Origin of the sequence: Thermomonospora echinospora (assembly GCF_900108175.1) — a bacterium.
Taxonomy (GTDB): Bacteria; Actinomycetota; Actinomycetes; order Streptosporangiales; family Streptosporangiaceae; genus Thermomonospora; species Thermomonospora echinospora.
The window spans coordinates 14,350-33,480 of the sequence record NZ_FNVO01000012.1 but is presented as its reverse complement, the minus strand read 5'-3'; the positions used below and the strand labels follow the sequence as shown (position 1 = coordinate 33,480).

Below are 19,131 nucleotides of genomic sequence, written 5' to 3'. Positions count from 1 at the left end.
GGTCCTCGCTCGTCGGGTGGGTGTAGGGAAACACCTTCCAAGGAGAGGACCGCATGGCTCAGTACGGAATCTTCGTCTACCAGCCCGCTCCGGCCGACCCGATGAACCTGCCGGCCGAGTACGAGAAGGCGCTGGAGACCTACCCCGCCCAGGTGGCCGAGACGGGCGCCGAGCCGGTCACCGGATTCGCGTTCCAGCCCAGCACCACGGCCACCTCGGTCCGCGGCGACGAGATCAGCGACGGCACGTTCCACCCGGCCAAGGAGGTCCTGGCCGGATTCTTCGTCATCGAGGCGCCCGATCTGGACGTCGCGGTGAAGGTCGCCAAGCTCAACCCGGCCACCCGGCACGGCGGCGGTGTCGAGATCCGGCCGCTGTTCACGCCGCCGGAGGAGTAGGAGACCGGCGGCCGCGGGCCGGCCGCACCGTGGTGACGCGCACCGCCCCGCACCGTGGCGGGCGCGTCACCACCTGCCTCGGCCCCGTGAGGGATCGTTCCTGGGCGCACGTCCCGCATCCGGTGTCCGCGGCGGTCGGCGGACTCAGCGCGCCCGAGGCCGCCGATGGCGCTCCCGGTCGTTCGTCGGCGCGGCAGACGAGGCCACCCCGAAGACAAGGAGGATCTGCGATGGATACCAGAATTCCGGACGAGGCACCCGCCCGTGCGGGACGCCGGGAATGGCTCGGACTGGCGGTTCTCGCCCTGCCGACGTTGTTGGTGTCGGTGGACATGAGCGTGCTGTTCCTGGCGGTCCCGCACCTGACCCAGGATCTGCAGGCGAGCAGCACTCAGCAACTGTGGATCGCCGATGTCTACCCATTCATGATCGCGGGGTTCCTGGTCACGATGGGGACCCTCGGCGACCGGATCGGCCGCCGGAAGCTGCTGCTGATCGGAGGGGCCTGCTTCGGTGCCGCCTCGCTGCTGGCGGCCTTTTCCACCAGCGCGGAAATGCTCATCGTCGCGCGGGCGCTGCTGGGCATCTCCGGAGCGACCCTGGCACCGTCGACGATGGCGCTGCTGTCCAACATGTTCAAGAACGAGAAGGAGCGCGGCACCGCCGTGGCGGTCTGGTCGAGCTGCTTCATGTTCGGCGGCATCCTCGGCCCGATCGTCGGCGGGTTGATGCTGTCGTGGTTCTGGTGGGGTTCGGTGTTCCTGCTGGCGATCCCGGTGATGGCGCTGCTGCTGATCGTCGGGCCGTCGTTGCTGCCGGAGTACCGCGCCCCCGACGCCGGCCGGCTGGACCTGCCCAGCGTCGCGCTGTCGCTGCTGGCCATCATCCCGTTCATCTATGGCATCAAGGCCTACGCCCGCGACGGCCTGTCGGCGGCGGCCGGTGTGACCGTGCTCGTCGGCGTGGTCTTCGGCGTGCTGTTCGTCCGCAGGCAGCTCCGGCTGGACGATCCGCTGCTGGATCTGGGGCTGTTCAAGATCGGCGTCTATCGGAGCGTCGTACTGCTGGGCTTTCTGGTCGGGATCATGATGAGCGGCACCCTGTTGCTGGTCAACCTCCACCTGCAGATGGTCGAGGGGCTCTCGACGAGGGCCGCGGGGTTCTGGCTGGTGCCCGGCGTGATCGCCACGCTCGCCGCCATCTCGGTCACCCCGAAGCTGGGCAGCACCTTCCGGCCCGCCCACGTCATGGCGGCCGGGCTCCTGGTGACGGCCGCGGGCTGCGTGGTGCTGTCCCTGGTCCCGGGCACCGATGGCCTGGCCGTGATCGTGACGGCGTTGGTCCTGATCAACGTCGGCCTCGCCCCGATGGTGGCGCTGGGCTACAACATGGTCCTCGGCGCCGTACCACCGGAGAAGGCCGGTTCGGCGTCAGCACTGTCGGAGGCTAACGGCGAGTTCGGGCTGGCGGCCGGCATCGCCATCATGGGCAGCATCGCCACCGCCGTTTATCACAGCGGGCTCTCGCTGCCCGCCGGCCTGCCCGCCGACGTGGCGGCCGCCGCCCGGGAGAACATCGCCACCGCCATGGAGGCGGCCCGGCAGGTCACCGGGCCCATGGCCGACGGCCTGATCGCCTCCGCTCGCGAGGCGTTCACCACGGGACTCAACGTGGTGGGCATCGTGGGCGCCGTCATGTTCACCGCGTTGGCGATGCTCACGGCGCACTGGTTCCGCCACGTGCCGCCCACGCGGGATTCCGAGCCTGAGCCCGAGCCCGACACCGCGGAGGCGCCCGCATAGCACCGGGCGACGCCGTGTTCACGCGACGGGGCCTTCGGCGTCAGGGCGACGCCGAAGGCCCCGTTCCGTTCGTCAAAGGGTGCGGAGTAGGAGACGGCGACCGCGGCCGGCCGCACCGTGGTGACGCCCACCGACCCTCACCGCGGCGGGCGCGTCACCACCAGCCTCACCCCGGTGAGGGATCGTCTCTGGGCGCCCCGCGGTCAGGGGCCGTACTTCCAGATGGTGCCCCGACGGCCGGATATGCCGGTGGCCCACAACGACTGCGTGCCGGGAATCCGCGTCAAGCCGAACATCCGGGCGCTCTGATTGGCCACCTTCGGCGTGTAGCGGCGGTCGACCTTGCCCTTGGCGAAGTGCAGCAGCGCCCTGGAGGAGTCGCTGAGGAGCCAGAACCCTCCCTGGCCATCGCCGGCGAGCCGGTTGATGCCCTGCTTGTCGTTAATGCGGAAGTATCGCCAGCGCTTGCCGTTCCAGTGCGCCAGCAGCCCTCCGTAAGTGCTGCCCTCGCCAGGGGCGAGGATGATCCCGCTCATCCACACGTTCGCCGGGCCCTGCGCCACGACATCGGTGAACCGGTAGTTGAGTCCCTTCTGCAGCGCCACCTCAGGTCCCTTGACGACCTTCCAGCGCTTGCCGTTCCAATGCGCCGCCACCGACGTCCAGACCGGTGCGGAAGGGTGGTAGAGACCGCCGGTCACCCAGACGTCGGTGCTCGAACGCCCGCCCAGCCGGTTGAACCCGAGCCGCCGGTTGCCGCTCGCCTTGGGCAGCGGGATCGACCGCCAGGTGTTCCCGTCGAACCGCTGGACGAAGGTCCGGCATGTGCCGGCGCACTTGGAGCCCAGGACCAGGGTCTGCTTCCCGAACGTGGCCGCGTCACTGATCCGGGTGCCGTCGGCGAAGACCTTGCGGGTCCACTTCGTGCCGTTCCAGTGGATCCCGAACCCCACGTCGGCGCCCTGCCGGCGAGCTTCCCCGAACGCCCACACGTTGGTGGCCGATGAAGCGGCGACGGTGTGCAGGCCCGCCGAGCCGAGTCCGCCGTCGGAGCCGAGATTCGAGGGCACCTGCATCGGCTGCCAGGCGGTGCCGTTCCAACGTGCGATCCGCATACCGCTGCCCAGGGAACGGTACGACCCGACCGCCCAGGCGTTCTTGGGGCCCAGCGCCGAGACATCGTCGTAGCCCTCGAGGTTCCCGCTGCCGGCGGGCGTCTGGTGCACCGGCCGCCAGCCGGGAACGGGCGCGGCGTGGGTGGCGGGCGGGATGATGGTCAGTCCGGTACCAGCGAGCAGGAGGACGATACCGGACGCCAAGGAGCGTCGCGTCATGGGCCATGATCATACGAATCGGCCGGCCGTGCATCGGCCCGGCGCCAGTCCGGTCCAGGCCAGTGGCGCCTGTCAACCGAAAGCTCGTCACGAACGTCGGGCAATGGGAGTTGAGGTGTGGAGCGGCAGGGGCCGTCAGCGGCGTCCGGCATGACAATGACCGCCGGAAACATGGTGATGAGCGGGGTGAGGGGAAACATCACAGCGGGGCCACCGGCCACGATCGGACCGATTCGACGGGACCGTGGAGCAAACGCCCACAGACGAGGCCGGGCATGGCAGCGCGCAGTGAGGGCACCTGCACCGTGCGCCCGGAACGCGGCAAAGGCACAGCCGTGGCCAGACCGGCGGCGCCGACCAGGGCGGGCAAGAACGTGAGTGCCAGGACCATCCCCGGCCATAGAAGCCGGTGGCTTTTCGTGCGCGAAACATAACTGTTCTGCTCTCTGCACCGCATGTCGAAGCCGGCACGTTCTACTCCGGAGCCGGGCGGCATGGGATTTCTCCAATGTCCAACTCCCGCTTTCTGTGTAGGCTCCGGTGGAATGCGAAACCGAGCACTCCCCACGATGACCCTGACCGCCGGTCTTCTCCTCGTCCTCACCGCCTGTCTGGGCGGCTCGGACGAGCCGGAGATCAAGGGCCCGGTCGGCGACCTCGCTCCTACCCCGAGCCCGTCCACCGCCACGTTGAAGCAGCACGGCGGACCCGCCGGCGGGTTCACCATCGGCCTGCCTGAGGGCTGGCAGATCGTCGACCCGACCACGTCCTCCCTGGACGCCGTCCGGACCGCCTTCGGTATCAAGGGCGGCGAACTGCCCGAACTGGTCGAGGCCACCCTCGACGAGCTCAAGAAGCACAACGCGGTCTTTGCCGTCGAGACCGCGAGCCTGTCCACCGGCTACGCCAACCACCTCACGGCGGTGTGCGCCCCCGGCGGCGCGATCGGCAACGACCTGGACACCCTTAAGCGCAAGTCCCGGGCTCTGAACGGTAAGCACCAGGGCTACCGACTCACCGACGTCACCGTGAGCGGCAAGCCTGGGCTGCGGGCCTCCTACACCAGCACCAAGTCCACCGGCGTCACTGAGGACGAGGTGGAGATCCAGGTCCCGGGCACCGGCGACAAGGTGTGCGAAACGCAGATCACTACCAAGCAGGGGGCTCCCGCCAAGGACACCGAGCAGATCCTCGCCAGCTTCAAGATTGTTTGAGGGCTCGCCGCATGTTCCCCTGAAGGATCGCGCTCCGGACGGTGGACGCCGTGGACCGACGAGTCGCAATGCCCGATATCGGCTGGTTGCTGCGGCTTCCGACGAACTGTTCTCCCTTATCCAGCAACTCGCAGACAACGCGGGGGTCACCCACGAGCATCGCGCACTGAACTATCTCGCGGTCCGCTACCCGGCGATCTACTCCCTTGCCATGAAGAAGTTCGCCGAGAACGCCTCACTGACCGCTGTGGAGGTACAGCGGTCCCGGCTGTCCGGAGTCCGTACCGTGGTCAACGTCATCTTCGCCTTCACCGACCGGACCACGGACAAACGACCTTGGAGGCACGGACCCCAGGTCGGGATCACGCCTCTGACCTGGGATTTCCCGTGTATCCCCAACGGGAAGCGGTCCACACGGCTGCACAATCACGGTGCCGACCGCGTTCCCGTCCACCGCGTCATGGCGCGGGTGTTCATGGCGGTGGCCAGGGCAGCGCGATGGCACGCCGACAGAACTCGATCGGGTGCGGTCTGGGCAGGGACCGACTCTCTCCCGGCCGTGATGCATGACCAACTCACGATGGCCGTCCGTGCCGACAGAGGGAGGCTCACTCTGGACCCACCGATCTGACTCCAAGCGACCATAGCGTCACTTTCTCGTGATGCCGAGGGTGCTGTGAGGGCAGTGTGCCTCTCCGGGAATACGGGGACGACCGGGGCATGGCGAGCCCTTTTCAGCGAGACAAGGTCCGGTTGGTCTTCGATGCCATGGACAGCGACGGGGACGGCACCCTTCGTGAGACGGACTTCGACGCCCTCGCCCGCCGGTGGGCGGCGGTTCGGGTCGCGGGCGACGAGGAACGACTCCTGGCGATCATGCGCGGCTGGTGGGTCACCCTGGCCGCGCATTCCCGGACGGCCGACGCGGTCGCGATCGACGACGTCCTGGCCGTCGTCGACCTGCTCGAGACCATGCCTGAGGCGGTCACCGCGACCGCCGACGCGATGTTCGAGGCCGTTGACGAGAACCGGGACGGCCTCATCTCACCCGCCGAGTACCAGCGGATGATCGAGGCGTGGAACGCAGGCCCCGCCGACACCGGCGAGACCTTCGCCCTGCTGGACCTGGACGGCGACGGCACGATCTCCCGGGAGGAGTTCACCGCCCACTGGTACGAGTTCTGGGCCGGGGACGACCCCGCCGCCCCGGGCAGCCGGGTCTTCGGGCGCGTCCCCGGCTGACCACGGATCGGCTCCCCGACCGAGGACCACCCACCCGGCCCAGTACGTCAAGGATGCCTTCGAGCCCCGGATGACCGAGGGCCGCACTCACCAGGACCGCCGACCGGACGCCCCTGCACGGGTCTATGTGGTGCCCCCGACAGGAATCCCACCCGTACGGCTACATGATCGACATCACCCGGACATGCGCCGTGTGATCGGTGCCGGTCAAGATCACCTGGCCTTCGCCGTTGCTGACCCACGGCTTTCGTCGTGGTCACGTGTACCTCACCGTGCCGCCGCAGGTCGGGCGCGCCTTCGCCGAGCCGGACCAGGCCCGGCGAGGGCCGGTCGACGGAATGTGCGGCCGGGCCGGCGAGCACCTCGGTCGCATCGAGGACTCCCGCCGCTTCGACGCCTGCCGGGCGGGACACCCGCACACGAAGCCGAAGAGGACGGACGACCGGTACGGGCACGGCGATCGCAGCCTGGGCGCAGCCTCATGCACGGCCGGGCCGACGCCCCCTCGACGAAATCATCGACGTTCTTCCGGGATCCGACCCGGCGAGCGGTCTTCCATTCGGTGCACCGGTAGGGGACCTGCCAGGATAAGGGTGTTTCTCTTAAAGAAACAGAGTTTCTGTAGCGGATACGACTTGTCATGCTGGACCTGTCGACGTCCGCCCCCCGGAGGTCCGATGTCCTCTGTACCTTTCCCGACCATCGCGCCGGCCCGGCGCTTCCTGCTCGTCGCCTCCGGCAGGCGACTCGCCCTGCTCCGTCCCCACGAGCAGCCCGTCCCGGCACCGGCGGCACACGGCTGACACACCACGACCGGACGCCCGGTGCCGCTCGGCCGGATCCCGGGCTCGGCCCGGTACATCAGCCTCGACAGGAGTGAATCTCATGACCGACACGTACGACGCGGCATCGGAATCCTCAGGGGCGCAGGTCGCTCCGCCCGGCGGCGGTACCGTCGAGATGGCCGTGTTCCCCAAGCGTCCCGCACGTACGGTCGACCTCGACAAGTCGGCTCCGCTGGGCTGGTGGCCCGCGGTCGTCGTCGCCCTCGTCGCCTTCGTCGACCGGGTCGAGATCAACCTGATCTCCGGCGCCCTGCCGGCGATCCAGGACCACTTCGGCTTCAGCGACACCGCGGGCGGTGCGATCCCGACCGCCGCCAGCATCGCGGCCGCACTGCTCCTGCTCCCGGCCGGACGGCTCGCGGACCGCGTCCCCCGGGTGGCCACGATCGCAATCGTGGTGCTGGTCTGGTCGATCTGCTCAGTGCTCAGCGGTCTGGCCACGACCTTCGTGATGTTCTTCGCCGTCCGTGTCCTCATCGGCGCCGCCGGGCAGCTCTACAACCCGCCGGCCTCCAGCCTGCTGGCCGACTACTTTCCCGCCCGCAGTCGCGGCAAGGCCTACGGCTTCGAGCGCGCCGGCTACTACATGGGCCTGCCCGCCGGGGTCATCCTCGGCGGCGCGGTCGCCGAGGCTCTCGGCTGGCGCGCGGTCTTCTTCGTCGCCGCGGTGCCCGGCCTGCTGATCGCCGCCCTGGTGCTCACCGTCAAGGAACCGCTGCGCGGCCTAGGCGACCGCCTCGGCAGTCTCCGCAGCGGTACGGCCGAGCCCGCCGGCGCCCACACACCCCGCAACGCCGGCGGAGCCCCGCTCCTCGCCGAGGCGCGGGGTCTGCTGCGGGTGCGCACTCTCAAGGGCATCATCATCGGCCAGGCGCTGCTCTCCCTCGCCGTCGCGGGCCTGTTCTACTGGCTCCCCACCTTCCTGGAGCGCACCGAGGACCTGGGCTACGACTCCGCCTCCGGGCTCGCCGGCGGGGTCGGCGGCACCGGCATCGTGATCGGCATCGTGATCGGCAGCCGGATGGGCGACCGCTTCCACGGCATCCGTCACGGCTGGCGCATCAAGGTCGCCACCGGTTTCCTGTTCCTGGGCGCGATCGCCCTCAGCGGCGCCGTGCTCCTGCCCGGTCTGTGGCTGCGCATCACGCTGGTGGCCGTGGCCTGCGCGGGGTTCGCCGCCGCCATCCCGAACCTGACCGCGGCCTCCGCGGACGTCGTGCCCGCGGACCGCCGCGGCCTGGGCTTCGCCCTGCTCACCTTCCTCGTGACCCTCGGCGGCGCCCTCGGCCCGTTCCTCATCGGCCTGACCTCCGACATCGTCGGCTCCACCGGCTACGACGGCGAGCCCCTGGCGCTGGCCATGCTGGTCCTGGTGCCCGCGATGTTCCTCGCGGTACTCGCCCTACTGTGGATCCGCAACGCCTTCGAACACGACGCCGCCCAGGCGACCGGAACGCTCGACTGAGCACCGCCGCGTCGGACCGACCGCGGTGAGCCTCCGCGCCGACCGGCAGATCGCCGAGACGCCGCGTCTCAGCGTCAAGTCCGTCCAGGCGTACCTCACCCTCGTCCACCCCGGGACCGGCTGCATGGGGCCCGCCCCAGTAAGGCGAGCCGGCCACGTCGACGCGGAGGTGTGCGTCGTGGCGTTGGGGGCGGTCCGCAACGTCGAGTGGCTGGCGGACTCCGGGCTGGCAGCGGGCCCGCGCGGGATCGCCTGCGACGCCGGATGCCGAGCGTTCAACATGTACGGGATCGTCACCGATGACGTCTTCGTCGCCGGTGACGTCTCCCGCTTCCCCCACCCGCTGTTCGAGTACCAGCTGCTCTCCCTGGAGCACTGGGCCAACGCGGTCGCACAGGCCGAGGTGGCGGCCCACAACATGGTCAATCCGGGGCCGTTGCGGCGTCCCCACCTCACAGTTCCAACGTTCTGGTCCAGCCAGTTCGGGCTCAACATCAAGTCGGTGGGCGTCCCCACCTTCTCCGACCATGTGGTCATCGCGCAGGGCTCGCTGAAGGAGCGCCGTCTGGCGATGGTGTACGGCTACCGGGGCCGGGTCACCGCCGCGGTCACCGTCAACATGGCCAAGTCGCTCGACTACTACCAGCATCTGATCGAGACCGCCGCCCCGTTCCCGCCCGCCCCCGGCGCGGCGGACCGTCCGATCGAGGCCGAGATCCTGATTCCCTCCGACGTGCCGGACCCCAGAGGGCTTTCCCACGGCCCCACCGTCGCGCTCACCGGTCACCTGCCGGACCGCCGGCTGACCGTGGTGCGGCCTGGCTGACCCTTCGCCCGTCCACGAGGAGCCGCAACCATGACCGCCGAGACCCTGCTGGAACGGATCACCGACTACGCCAACCGTCCCGACCCCTACCCCCTGTACGCCGAACTCCGCGAAGCCGGTCCCGTGGTAGGGCAGGCGGACGGCAGCTACCTGGTCGGCGCCTACCACGAGATCACCGCTCTGCTCCACGACCCACGGATCAGTGCCGACCCCCGCAGCCGCCGCGCCCCGGCCCCCGGTCCGTTCGAGGAGGAGGCGCCGCAGCCACCCTTCCTGCGGCTCGACGACCCCGAGCACCACCGGCTGCGCACCCTGGCGATGCGGCCGTTCGGCCCGCCGCACAGCCCCGGCCGGATCGACGCCATGCGCGGCCAGATCACCGAACTCACCGATGAACTGATCGAAGGCCTCCGGGACCGTCCCCGGATCGACATCGTCGACGACTTCGCCTACCCGCTGCCCGTGACAGTCATCTGCCGGCTGCTCGGCGTCCCGCGCACCGACGAGCCACTGTTCCGGCAATGGTCCGACGCCATCATCGCCGCCGCCGACGTCAGACCCGAGCAGGACACCACCGAACGGGACCGGCCGGGCGACCAGGCCCGGACCGAGATGGGCCGCTACCTGGTGGACCTGGCCGAGCAGCGCCGCGGCCATCCCAGTGACGACATGCTCTCCGCTTTTGTCAACGAACCGGACCCGGCCATGCGGCTCACCCGCGAGGAACTGGCGGAGACCGCCGTGCTGCTGCTCATCGCCGGACACGAGACCACGGTCAACCTGATCACCAACGGGGTGCTCACCCTACTGCGCCACCCCGACCAGCTCGACCGACTGTGCCGTGACCCTGGCCTGCTGCCCGGCGCGGTGGAGGAACTGCTGCGCTACGAGCCTCCGGTGCACATGCGCGAGCGCATCCCCCTCGCCGACATCGACGTCGCCGACACCACCATCCCCCAAGGCACGTCCGTCGTACTCGTGCTCGCCTCGGGCAACCGCGATTCCGAACGGTTCCACGAGCCCGACCGGTTCGACCCCACCCGCCCGGACAACCGGCATCTCGGCTTTGGCGACGGCATCCACCTGTGCTACGGCGCGCCGCTCGCCCGAATCGAAGCCCACATCGCACTCGGCGCGCTGATCCCCCACCTCGGCACCGTCACCCTCGTCCAGGACCCGCCCCCCTACCGGCACAACGCCATGCTGCGCGGACCCCGCCACCTCCTCATCCAGAGGCAACAACCTGCCTGAAAACACTGCCTAGAAGGGTGCTCGGCTCCGGCCGTACGGCAGGCGGACGATACGATCAGAGTCGACGAAGCAGTCGCGGTACTCACGCCCGTCCTCAGCGATGTGATGGGTGGTGAAGTACATCGGCATCACCAGCCAGAAGTCCTGCCCGGCGTCCGGATCGCGCTCGTCCGCATCATTGGACGGGTAACGGCCCGAGGTCGCGGCGGCCACGGGCATCCCGTCCCTCGGCAGCCTCTCCCGTGCGTCCACCCACTCCACCTCCGCGCGCACGTTCCTCCCGGTTCCGATCTTCTGTCAGGTACGGCCGTTCTCGCAGCCCTGCTCCTGCCCCTGGCCCGTCCGCCCAGCGCCGGCGAGCGGAACGTGCAGGGGTCCCGGTAGTACGCGCCGAAAATCCAACGGATATCCCTGACCTGCACTGATGTGGCGAGTGTGGTCAGCGGTGTCGGCGGGCGGGGCCTTGTTCAGCGAGGGCGGTGCCGACGGCTTCGGCGCTGACGTCGGTGTAGATCGCGAGGCTGCGGATGTTCTCGTGTCCGGACAGCGCCATGAGCGTGGGGGCGGACCAGCCGTCTTCGGCCAGGTGGGTGAGCCGGGAGTGGCGCAGCTGCTGTGCTGATCCGCTGTCACACACCGCATATACAGTCCCTCTCATGGCGCAGCCGACTTCTTCCGGTTCACCCCCCGACGACACAAGCGGAAACGACAATGCCTCAGCCCGGCTTGACCTGTTGAGAACGCTCCTGGAAACCGCGAGTCCTGCCGAGGCACGTGATGCCGTCTCAGAACTCATGTTGCTGGCCACGCTGGGTGACCGCAGAGAGGCCCTGAACCTGGCCGTGCGGTTCAGCGGCAGAGCCGACTGCTCGACTCGGGAACTGCTCCAGTTGTGGGCGAGGGCCTACGGCGATCCGTACGGATTCTGCCAGGACCTGTCGGCCCCGGCGTACTGCGCGCGTAAGGCCGTCCGGAATCTTGTGAACCTGTCCGCGCCGGGTGACGGTGGACAGGCCCTGAAGCTGGCCGCCCGATTCATCCCCGAAGACAGGTACGCGTCCAAGTTCCTCCTCGGTCTGTGGAGAACGGCCCGCGACCCGGATGGGTTCGCCGAGCACCTGCTCGCTCCGGCATTCCGCCAGGAGGAGAGGACCGAGTTGCTGCTGCAGTACGCCTCTTCCCTGCGTGGTCTGCGGCATCTCACCATGCTCGAAAAGCTCCGCCTCTACCAGTGCAGCGAGGTGACGGACCTTACCGAAGTCGGCGAACTCACTGGTCTTACAGACCTTACTCTTCAGGCCTGTGAAGGTGTCGAGGACCTCACTCCGATTGGCCGGCTCACCCGGCTCACCCGCCTCGATTTGAGCCAGTGCGGTGCCGTCGAGGACATCGGGCCGTTGCTGCGCCTCAGCAGGCTCCGTGAATTGACCCTGACCTGGACCAAGGTGCGCTCCATCGACGGTTTCGGACAGGCTTTCCCCGACCTTGAGTCCTTGGATCTCCGCTTCTGCCGGTTTCTCACGGACATGGACGAGCTTGCCGGAATCCAAAGCCTCATCCACCTCAAACTGAGCGACCTCGACCAGATCCGTGACCTCTCGCCGTTCGCCGCTTTTCCCCGCCTCGAATCCATCGACCTACACGGCTGCAAGAAGGTGACGACGCTGGAAGGCCTGGGGGATCACCCTCGGCTGAAGAAGCTGGGTATCCACGGGTGCCCTGATCTGCGCACCCTCGAAGGCCTTGGCGAGCTACCGGCACTTCAGGAGGTGCGACTGACCGGTTGCCCCACGCTGTCCGATCTTGACGGCCTCGGCCGGCTGCCCGCGTTGCGCACACTGATGATCAACGGCACCGCCGTCAGGGACCTCGGTGGCCTGACCGGATCTCCGCTGAGCACGCTGACCCTCCTCTACATGAAGGATCTGGAATCGCTCAGTTCCCTTCTGTACTGCCCTGGCCTCCGTGAACTGGACCTGCGCGACTGTCCACTCGCGGAAGACATGATCGTGGACTTCCTCAGCTCGCTCTCCCTGCCCAGCGAGCGCTGGGCGGACGCGTCCCGCCTGACCGGCCTGCGCGGTCTTCGCACGCTCAAGTTCGGGACGACCGCACTGGAGGACATCGCCCCTCTGACCGTTCTGCCCCACCTCGCCGAACTCGACCTGAGCCGCTGCCGGTCGCTGAAGGACATCCGGCCCCTGCTCACCATGCCGTCGCTGACTCACGTCCAACTGGCCGAAAGGACCTGGTTCTCCGGGACGTCAGGTGCCCCCGACCCCGTGGTGGCTGAGCTCAGGGCACGTGGCGTGACCGTCACCCTCAAGCACTGACCGCTCACAATTCGCCGCACTCACCCGGACGGCCTTCACCGTCCGACCTGACCCGGCACCAGGAGACCCTATGACCCCCGACATGCTGGACAAGCTGCGCCGGTTCCGAGAGACGGCCCTGGCGGAGGGCATCCCCCCGGACGACATCGAGCGGTGGGTGGAAATGGCCCGGCCCTGCGCGATCCTGAAACACAAGGGTGATGGGCCGGTCGTAGGCCGGCTCGGTGGGCCCCTCATGCTCCCCGCGGACGCCCCCGACCCGTGGTGCAAACTCGCCGCCACCATCGACCTCGCAGCGTTGCCCGAAGCGGTGACGGACCTTCCCCTGCCCTCGGACGGCCAGCTGCTTCTGTTCGCCAACCCCGACCCCGAGATGATCGACGAAGGAAATTTGGGCAGCGCGCTCTTCATCCCCCCCGGTACACCCGTCCAGGAGCGCCAAGTGGACCTCGACCCGGAATGGATCAGCGAACCGCACGAAAGGGAGTTCCTGGAGGGGCTGCTGTACCTGGAAGCCGATGTCTCCCTGCCCTACCACTCCAATGTCCGCGACCTGGGGCTCCCTGCCGGCAGCAAGTCCCCCGCGGCCCATCCCCATGCCTACGAACTGCTCGACGTATGGATGGAGATCCAACACGGCAGTGGCTACCTCGGGCTCCAGCTCGGCGGATACGCCGAGGACGAATACCGCGAGGGAGACCCGTCCATGGCGGCCGGACGGGAGGCCGCGCGTGCGGAGGCACGAGGCGAGCTGCCCATCTCCGAGGCGGACGTGGACCCCAGGGACTGGGTGTGTCTCGCCCAGTGGCTGCATGGGATCACAGGCCTGGAGATGGCTCTCTACTCCTGGTCGATCGCTCGGCAGGATCTGGCCGCACGGCGCTTCGACCGGGTGTACGCCACTATGACCTGGAACCCATGACACCCGCCGGGGCAGCCAAAGCCGGGACTAGTGCTGCGTTCCTCAAAGGGAGTACACGAACCGTCGGCGGTAGGCGCGGGGTTTGGGCTGGGGCCGTCCCCACCGAGCACGGTCGCCAGGAACATCCACCGGCCCGCAACCGGCAGATAGGTCACCTCCCCGCACCAGCGCGCATCAGCCGGGCCAGACGCGAAGTCGCACCCCAGCAAATCGGGCACCGGCGAGGACAAGGCATCCGAGACAGTGCTCCAACACCGCCGACGCAGATGCCGGCCGATGATGCGATGTCGGCGCATGAGGCGTTCCACCCGCTCGCGGTTCACCGCCATACCCGCCGCCCACAGTTCGACAGGCACCCACGGCAACCCACACCTCTACCCGGACACGGCATGGACCACGCCGATGCACGCGACCAGGCGCGCATCATCGGCCCGGCGGGCCGCCCGGACCGGGGCGGCCCGCAGCCACCGATACAACCCCGAGCGGAAGACGCCCAGAACCCAGCACAGCCGCCTGACGTCGAAGACGCCTGCGTGGTCGGCGACGAAGCGGAAACGGCTCACCCCAACGTCTCCCGAACGAAATAGCCCGCCGCCTTGCACAGAATCTCCCGCTCGGTCTCCAACTCGGCGACCTGCCTACACAACCGCCGAATCTCCGCGTCCTTGGCCGACTCCCCAGCCGCCCCAGACCACTGGACGACCTCCCGGACCGCTGGACGACCTCGGCGGCGCGCACCCAGCTCCACAACATCTCGCGGTCGACCCCAACTCCTCGGCAACCTGAGCGATCAGCCCGCCCAACGAACCGACCAACACCACCGCCTCAGCCCGAAACTCCACCGGATACCCGAACGCCCCCCACCAGGACCCCTCTCCCCGAACCACTCATGATCCAGATCTCAAGACGTCCACAACCAAGGGGGAAGCCCCGTTCCTCGGCGGTGAGGGCGTCTGGATCCTGGTCGGCTTTGGACTGTCCGGGTTGTGTCGGGGCGGTGCCCGGCAGGCGTTCCAGCGGTACTGCTGCCCGCGGCGGGTCGGCAGTGGTACCGCCGGCGTTCCCGCCACGGGCACCGTGGAATGGCCATGATCAGGTCGTACCCCGCCCATACGGCCCAGGACTCCGATGGCTGCGGCGGGCCGCGAAGCGGCGTCGGGTCATGGGTTGCGGGCCTGATAGGCCTGCCGGCTGGCCTCGATGTGCGGAACGTGCTCGATGGCCCAGCCGGCGAGGGCCAGCGCGGGTGGGATGAGGCTCTTGCCGGTGGGAGTGAGCGCGTATTCGACCCGGGGCGGGACCTCGGCGTACACCGTCCGGGAGACCAGGCCATCGCGTTCGAGGTTACGCAGCGTCAGGGTCAGCATGCGCTGGGAGATCCCCGGGATCTGCCGGTGCAGGTCGGTGAAGCGCAGGCTTCCCTGATCGAGGGTCGCCACCACCAGCAACGTCCACTTGTTGCAGATGCGATCCAGGACGGCGCGGATCGTCCGCCCTCCATGGACTGGCCCTGCACGACCGCGTCCGGCTCTCCGACGACGGCAGATGGGTCACCGGGCTGGTCGAGCCGTCCGGGCACCACGTGCTCCGCATGCTCTGGACACCGACTGCGGACCATACCCAGCTCGCACACCGCATCGCCCGGGTCAAAACAGAGATCGCCACGGCGGGCCTGCTCAGCGAGTGGAGAGGCCGCCACGTCGCCATCGACCTGCCGCCCGCGGTCCAACCTCAACCGCTCCTTGCGTTGATGGCCCAGGAGGTCGACGCCGGACGAGCCTCCTGGGAATGGGCCGACGCCGAACCCTTCGCCGGCTGAAAAGGCACTGGCCGACCGCATCGACATCCACGGCACCTCCCCGACGGCCTCGGCCGCTGGCCGATACGCCCTGGAATAGACACCGGCCGGCCCCCGGATCACCGGAACGACCCCAGCCCACAGCTCGCTCAGCCTGTCCAGATCACCACGCGGATGGTCGCTGCACGTGCGGCTGCGGCCAGAAGAACTGCCTCCCGGCAACCACCAGAGCGGACCTGACGCACATGCCCGGCGTCACGGGCCGTTCCCCGATCGCAGACGGGCCATATCGACCGCCCGGCCACCACCAGTGACCCCAGGCAGGCAAAAGTTCTTCCTTCGAACGGGCCCAACAACGCCCCCAAAGCGAGGACAACCATGATCACCCACCGGTGTCCCCGGCCAACGGCGATCTTCCGGAGGCCGCCCGGAGGACGGACGGTCCGCCAAGATCACGTCTGGTCCCACGGACGAACCACGGACAAACGATCTTGGAAGCATGAACCCCAGGTCAGAATCATTCCTCTGACCTGGGGTTTCTTGTGTTCCCCCAACAGGATCCCCATCAGATGGCTGCTGCATCCCCCACGACCACCACCCGCCGCGAGCTGGTGATCACCACCCGCTTCGACGTCCATAGGGGTGCATGACGGTGGGGCGAGAGTGCGACCATTGGCACATGTTCTTGGCCGTTCCATCGGCCATATCTGCCGCATTCGCGTGCCCTGATCCGCGTTGGGTCGGCACCCGGCCGTCTTCGACGGTGCCCACGACGCGGTGGTCACCGAACCTGAGCCGCCAACGAGCGTTGCGGCCCTGGAGGGCCTTGATGCCGAACGCCGAGATGTCTCCCGTGTCCATCGCCTTCTGGAGTTCGGTGAGGCGGTGCAGGATCCGCATGGCGTCCTGGCGCGGGATTTCGAGCATGTCCCGCTGGGCCTGGGGGGTGAAGCGTGTCGTGACCGTCCGCGAGCAGCCGCTCCAGGGGCTCTGCTCGCTCCCACAGATCCACCAAGCGATGGCATATACGAACTGCTAAGGGTTTGAAGAGGAATGTCTTCGTGACCTTGGTGCGGCCGGTGTCCGAGCGGCTACGTGCCCGACGCCTGCGCCTCCGGCCGGATCCGGTCGACGAGGGGGTGCCCGGTGGTGACGTCGAAGCCCAGGGCCGAGGCCAGCTCATGGCAGCGGGCCAGATGCTCCACCGCGGCTTCCGGTGACTCCTCCGCCCGGCAGTGGCTCGCGGCGTTCTCCGCGTAGGCGTCCAGGACCGGGCTCCGCGCGGAGCCCGCCGCGGACCGGCAGCGGACGAGCCAGCGTTCGGCCTCCGCGCGGTCGCCGAGGAGCATGGAGCCGACGGCCAGCCGGGAGGCGGCAAGGCCCTCGTGGAACAGGTCGTCCAAGGCGCGGGCCTCCCGCCACTGCCGCCGGTGCGCGGCCATGGCGTGCGCCGGATCCCCGGCCAGCCAGTGCGTCCAGGCGGACAGGTCGTGGACGGCGGGGGCCTGCCGGTCGCCGGGGCCCAGTGAGAACACGGCCTCCCGCGCGCGGCGCAGCGCCGTCTCGTGGTCGCCGCGCATACCGGCGAACGCCGCCGCGGACGCCAGGACCGCGGAGCGCTGGGGATGGACGTGGAATCCGGGAAGACCCAGCGCGCGCTCCGACCACTGGAGGAGCTCGTGGTCGCCGCGCAGGTTGAAGGCATACCTGTGCAGCGCCGCCGACAGCCTGATCCCCAGGTCGGGATCGTGCCGGTGCGTCCAGGCGAAGGCGGCGCGGAAGTCGTTCGCCGCGGCGTGCAGGAAGTACATCGACGCGCCGTCGTAGGCGCTGCCGATGAGGCCGGTCCGCTCGGCCGTCCATGACACCAGGAACGAGGCGTGCGCGGCGCGCAGCGCGAGCGGTTCGTCGGCGGTCTCCAGCTCTCGCCGTGCGAAGTGCCGCACGGTCTCCAAGAGGGTCTGGCCCCGTCGACCGGTCCGAGGGCATCGCAGCCGTGTCACGAGCGACTTGTCGGTCAAGGCGGCCAGCAGGCCGGCGACCCGGGGCGCCGGCAGCGCCCCGTCCGAGCACACGCGTTCGGCCCAGTCCGCTCCGAAGGCGCCGGGGAAGACGGACAGCCTGCGCAGCAGCCGCTGTTCGTCTTCGGTGAGCAGCTCATACGACCAAGCCAGCAGGGAGCTCAGGTCGGTGTGGCGGGGCGGGTCGCCGCGCCGTCCGGCGACGAGGCCGAAGAGGTCGGCGGATTCGAGCATCTCCGCGAGCCCGAGTGCTGCGGCCCTCGGTGCGGCCAGCTCCAGCGCCAGCGGGAGCCCGTCCAGCCGCCGGCTGACGGCGCCGGCCAGTCGGCGCACCTCGGCGTCCGTGATGTCGATGGTGCGGTCGGCCGCGCTCAGCCGGGCGAGAAAGAGGTCGGTCGCCGTGCCGTCGGCGGGCAGCGGCGCCAGGTCGAACACGGCCTCGCCTTCGACGGCCAGCCGTTCGCGGCTCGTCGCCAGCACCCGGACGCGCGGGCAGGCGCGCAGGATCCGGCTGATCACTGCCGCGGCGTGATCGATGACGTTCTCGCAGTTGTCGACGAGGATGACGGCCTCGTGGTCGCGCAGCGCCGCTGTCAGCGCCTCCGGCCACGTCCCGCTCCACGGGTCGGGCACGCCCAGGGCATCGAGGAACGCCGAGACCACGGACTCGGCGTCGTCGGCCAAGGCGAGTTCCACCCAGGCGGGGGAGGCGCCGTCCCAGCGGGCGGCGCACTCGATCGCCAGGCGGGTCTTGCCGACCCCGCCCGGCCCGGTCACGGTAACCAGCCGGTCACGGGACAGCGCCGCAGCCACCTCCGCGAGCTCGTGCGCACGGCCGACGAAACCGCTCGCCATGTGCGGGACCGCGGCATGCCTCCGCCGGTCGGCCGAGCCGCCCGGGGCGTGGCACGGGGAAGGCCCGACCTGGTTGCGCAGCACCAGCAGCTCGGTCTCCTTCAGCTCGTCGGACGGCTCGGTGCCCAGCTCGTCGGCGAGCCGTTCACGGACGCGCTGGTAGACCGCGAGCGCGTCCGTCGCCCGGCCGGACCGCGCCAAGGCCCTCATGAGCAGTGCCTGCGCCCGCTCCCGCAGCGGTTCGGCACGGGTGAGCGTCTCGGCGTCCGCGACGGCGGTGGCGGTGTCGCCCGCTTCCAGCAGGGCGGCGAGCCGCTCCTCGGCGGCCGCGAGACGGATCTGCTCCAGCCGCACCGCCTCCGGCCCGGCGAAGGCGTCCGCGAACTCCGCGTAGGCGGCGCCCCGCCATAGAGCCGCCGCCTCGTCGTACCGGGCCACCGCGGCGGCGGGGTCGCCGACCGCCGCCAGCACCCTGGCCTCGCCGACGAGGTCCTCGAACCTCCAGGAGTCCACCATTTCGGGAGGGACGCGGAGGCGGTAACCGGGTGGCGCGGTCTCCAGCTCCGCCCCGGTGTCCTCGAGCAGGACACGCAGCCGGGAGACCAGCGTCTGGAGGGCCGGGACGGGATGGCGCGGCGGGGCGCCGTCCGTCCAGGCGCTTTCGATCAGGGAGTCGGCGGAGACGGTGTGCGACGGACTGAGCAGCAGGCGCGCCAGCAGCGCCCGTTGGCGCCTGCTCGGCATCGCGATGGCCTCCCCGGCCGCGGACCGGACCTCGAACGAGCCGAGCACCCTGAATTCAGCCATGGACATCATGGTCGGTCA

19 protein-coding genes are annotated in these 19,131 nt (G+C 69.4%); 12 read left to right on the top strand and 7 right to left on the bottom strand.

Going from position 1 to position 19,131, the window contains the following annotated elements; genetic code table 11:
- Positions 1 to 53: 53 nt before the first annotated feature.
- Entirely contained in the window at positions 54 to 398 is a 345-nt protein-coding gene (locus C4U03_RS24610) for a YciI family protein (protein ID WP_103940519.1), read from the top strand.
- Between the two features lie 230 nt (positions 399 to 628).
- Positions 629 to 2,200: an MFS transporter gene (locus tag C4U03_RS24605; RefSeq protein WP_103940517.1), complete on the top strand. Its 1,572-nt coding sequence runs from the start codon at positions 629 to 631 to the stop codon at positions 2,198 to 2,200.
- A gap of 203 nt (positions 2,201 to 2,403) precedes the next feature.
- On the opposite strand, the gene C4U03_RS24600 is transcribed toward C4U03_RS24605, so the two are convergent.
- The gene (locus C4U03_RS24600) at positions 2,404 to 3,534 is read right to left on the bottom strand and encodes a ligand-binding sensor domain-containing protein (protein WP_103940515.1); all 1,131 of its coding nucleotides are present in this window, start codon (positions 3,532 to 3,534) and stop codon (positions 2,404 to 2,406) included.
- 545 nt (positions 3,535 to 4,079) lie between these two features.
- Between C4U03_RS24600 and C4U03_RS41245 the strand changes: the two genes are divergently transcribed.
- The 7 genes from C4U03_RS41245 to C4U03_RS24570 all read left to right on the top strand — a co-directional run bounded on the left by C4U03_RS41245 (position 4,080) and on the right by C4U03_RS24570 (position 10,377).
- Positions 4,080 to 4,748 carry a hypothetical protein gene (locus C4U03_RS41245; protein WP_146087506.1) on the top strand — a complete coding sequence of 223 codons (669 nt, stop codon included), beginning with the start codon at positions 4,080 to 4,082 and terminating at the stop codon, positions 4,746 to 4,748.
- Positions 4,741 to 5,379, top strand: a complete 639-nt coding sequence (locus tag C4U03_RS43020) for a cyanobactin maturation protease PatG family protein (protein WP_200827446.1) — start codon at positions 4,741 to 4,743, stop codon at positions 5,377 to 5,379. Before C4U03_RS41245 ends, C4U03_RS43020 begins: the two co-directional genes overlap by 8 nt.
- A gap of 89 nt (positions 5,380 to 5,468) precedes the next feature.
- On the top strand, positions 5,469 to 5,990 hold the full coding sequence (locus C4U03_RS24585; RefSeq protein ID WP_103940509.1) for an EF-hand domain-containing protein: 522 nt from the start codon (positions 5,469 to 5,471) through the stop codon (positions 5,988 to 5,990).
- Positions 5,991 to 6,667: 677 nt separating this feature from the next.
- Entirely contained in the window at positions 6,668 to 6,793 is a 126-nt protein-coding gene (locus C4U03_RS42570) for a hypothetical protein (RefSeq protein WP_268817534.1), read from the top strand.
- 82 nt (positions 6,794 to 6,875) lie between these two features.
- Entirely contained in the window at positions 6,876 to 8,300 is a 1,425-nt protein-coding gene (locus C4U03_RS24580; RefSeq protein ID WP_103940507.1) for an MFS transporter, read from the top strand.
- Positions 8,301 to 8,325: 25 nt separating this feature from the next.
- Entirely contained in the window at positions 8,326 to 9,126 is an 801-nt protein-coding gene (locus C4U03_RS24575) for an oxidoreductase C-terminal domain-containing protein (RefSeq protein ID WP_235018097.1), read from the top strand.
- A 30-nt stretch (positions 9,127 to 9,156) separates the two neighbouring features.
- Positions 9,157 to 10,377, top strand: a complete 1,221-nt coding sequence (locus tag C4U03_RS24570) for a cytochrome P450 (RefSeq protein ID WP_103940505.1) — start codon at positions 9,157 to 9,159, stop codon at positions 10,375 to 10,377.
- A 9-nt stretch (positions 10,378 to 10,386) separates the two neighbouring features.
- On the opposite strand, the gene C4U03_RS24565 is transcribed toward C4U03_RS24570, so the two are convergent.
- Positions 10,387 to 10,638, bottom strand: coding sequence for an AQJ64_40280 family protein (locus C4U03_RS24565; RefSeq protein ID WP_327373647.1), 252 nt, complete (start codon positions 10,636 to 10,638; stop codon positions 10,387 to 10,389).
- A gap of 178 nt (positions 10,639 to 10,816) precedes the next feature.
- Entirely contained in the window at positions 10,817 to 11,035 is a 219-nt protein-coding gene (locus C4U03_RS41240) for a tyrosine-type recombinase/integrase (RefSeq protein ID WP_235018096.1), read from the bottom strand.
- Here C4U03_RS41240 and C4U03_RS24555 point away from each other — a divergent pair.
- Both C4U03_RS24555 and C4U03_RS24550 read left to right on the top strand, forming a co-directional pair.
- Positions 11,034 to 12,710, top strand: coding sequence for a leucine-rich repeat domain-containing protein (locus C4U03_RS24555; protein ID WP_200827443.1), 1,677 nt, complete (start codon positions 11,034 to 11,036; stop codon positions 12,708 to 12,710). The two genes, C4U03_RS41240 and C4U03_RS24555, sit on opposite strands and share 2 nt — an antisense overlap.
- A gap of 70 nt (positions 12,711 to 12,780) precedes the next feature.
- Complete coding sequence (locus C4U03_RS24550; RefSeq protein WP_200827442.1) at positions 12,781 to 13,632, top strand: YwqG family protein; 852 nt, start codon at positions 12,781 to 12,783, stop codon at positions 13,630 to 13,632.
- Between the two features lie 374 nt (positions 13,633 to 14,006).
- On the opposite strand, the gene C4U03_RS24545 is transcribed toward C4U03_RS24550, so the two are convergent.
- Together C4U03_RS24545 and C4U03_RS42870 are read right to left on the bottom strand one after the other, a co-directional pair.
- Positions 14,007 to 14,195 carry a hypothetical protein gene (locus C4U03_RS24545; protein WP_103940499.1) on the bottom strand — a complete coding sequence of 63 codons (189 nt, stop codon included), beginning with the start codon at positions 14,193 to 14,195 and terminating at the stop codon, positions 14,007 to 14,009.
- A gap of 597 nt (positions 14,196 to 14,792) precedes the next feature.
- The gene (locus C4U03_RS42870; RefSeq protein ID WP_407701451.1) at positions 14,793 to 15,098 is read right to left on the bottom strand and encodes a winged helix-turn-helix transcriptional regulator; all 306 of its coding nucleotides are present in this window, start codon (positions 15,096 to 15,098) and stop codon (positions 14,793 to 14,795) included.
- Between the two features lie 38 nt (positions 15,099 to 15,136).
- On the opposite strand from C4U03_RS42870, the gene C4U03_RS24530 reads away from it, so the two are divergent.
- Positions 15,137 to 15,451: a DUF4265 domain-containing protein gene (locus tag C4U03_RS24530; protein ID WP_146087505.1), complete on the top strand. Its 315-nt coding sequence runs from the start codon at positions 15,137 to 15,139 to the stop codon at positions 15,449 to 15,451.
- 594 nt (positions 15,452 to 16,045) lie between these two features.
- Here C4U03_RS24530 and C4U03_RS41235 read toward each other — a convergent pair.
- A complete protein-coding gene (locus C4U03_RS41235) occupies positions 16,046 to 16,357 on the bottom strand; it encodes a type II toxin-antitoxin system RelE family toxin (protein ID WP_200827441.1) in 312 nt (103 codons plus the stop codon).
- Positions 16,358 to 16,521: 164 nt separating this feature from the next.
- Positions 16,522 to 19,113 carry an ATP-binding protein gene (locus tag C4U03_RS24520; protein ID WP_160147083.1) on the bottom strand — a complete coding sequence of 864 codons (2,592 nt, stop codon included), beginning with the start codon at positions 19,111 to 19,113 and terminating at the stop codon, positions 16,522 to 16,524.
- Between the last annotated feature and the right edge of the window lie 18 nt (positions 19,114 to 19,131).

Bases quoted from the DNA above. Each gene is read 5' to 3' on its own strand.
- C4U03_RS24610 (WP_103940519.1), top strand. From the start codon at position 54: ATGGCTCAGTACGGAATCTTCGTCTACCAGCCCGCTCCGGCCGACCCG.
- C4U03_RS24605 (WP_103940517.1), top strand. From the start codon at position 629: ATGGATACCAGAATTCCGGACGAGGCACCCGCCCGTGCGGGACGCCGG.
- C4U03_RS24600 (WP_103940515.1), bottom strand. From the start codon at position 3,534: ATGACGCGACGCTCCTTGGCGTCCGGTATCGTCCTCCTGCTCGCTGGT.
- C4U03_RS41245 (WP_146087506.1), top strand. From the start codon at position 4,080: ATGCGAAACCGAGCACTCCCCACGATGACCCTGACCGCCGGTCTTCTC.
- C4U03_RS24585 (WP_103940509.1), top strand. From the start codon at position 5,469: ATGGCGAGCCCTTTTCAGCGAGACAAGGTCCGGTTGGTCTTCGATGCC.
- C4U03_RS42570 (WP_268817534.1), top strand. From the start codon at position 6,668: ATGTCCTCTGTACCTTTCCCGACCATCGCGCCGGCCCGGCGCTTCCTG.
- C4U03_RS24580 (WP_103940507.1), top strand. From the start codon at position 6,876: ATGACCGACACGTACGACGCGGCATCGGAATCCTCAGGGGCGCAGGTC.
- C4U03_RS24570 (WP_103940505.1), top strand. From the start codon at position 9,157: ATGACCGCCGAGACCCTGCTGGAACGGATCACCGACTACGCCAACCGT.
- C4U03_RS24555 (WP_200827443.1), top strand. From the start codon at position 11,034: ATGGCGCAGCCGACTTCTTCCGGTTCACCCCCCGACGACACAAGCGGA.
- C4U03_RS41240 (WP_235018096.1), bottom strand. From the start codon at position 11,035: ATGAGAGGGACTGTATATGCGGTGTGTGACAGCGGATCAGCACAGCAG.
- C4U03_RS24550 (WP_200827442.1), top strand. From the start codon at position 12,781: ATGACCCCCGACATGCTGGACAAGCTGCGCCGGTTCCGAGAGACGGCC.
- C4U03_RS41235 (WP_200827441.1), bottom strand. From the start codon at position 16,357: ATGCTCGAAATCCCGCGCCAGGACGCCATGCGGATCCTGCACCGCCTC.
- C4U03_RS24520 (WP_160147083.1), bottom strand. From the start codon at position 19,113: ATGGCTGAATTCAGGGTGCTCGGCTCGTTCGAGGTCCGGTCCGCGGCC.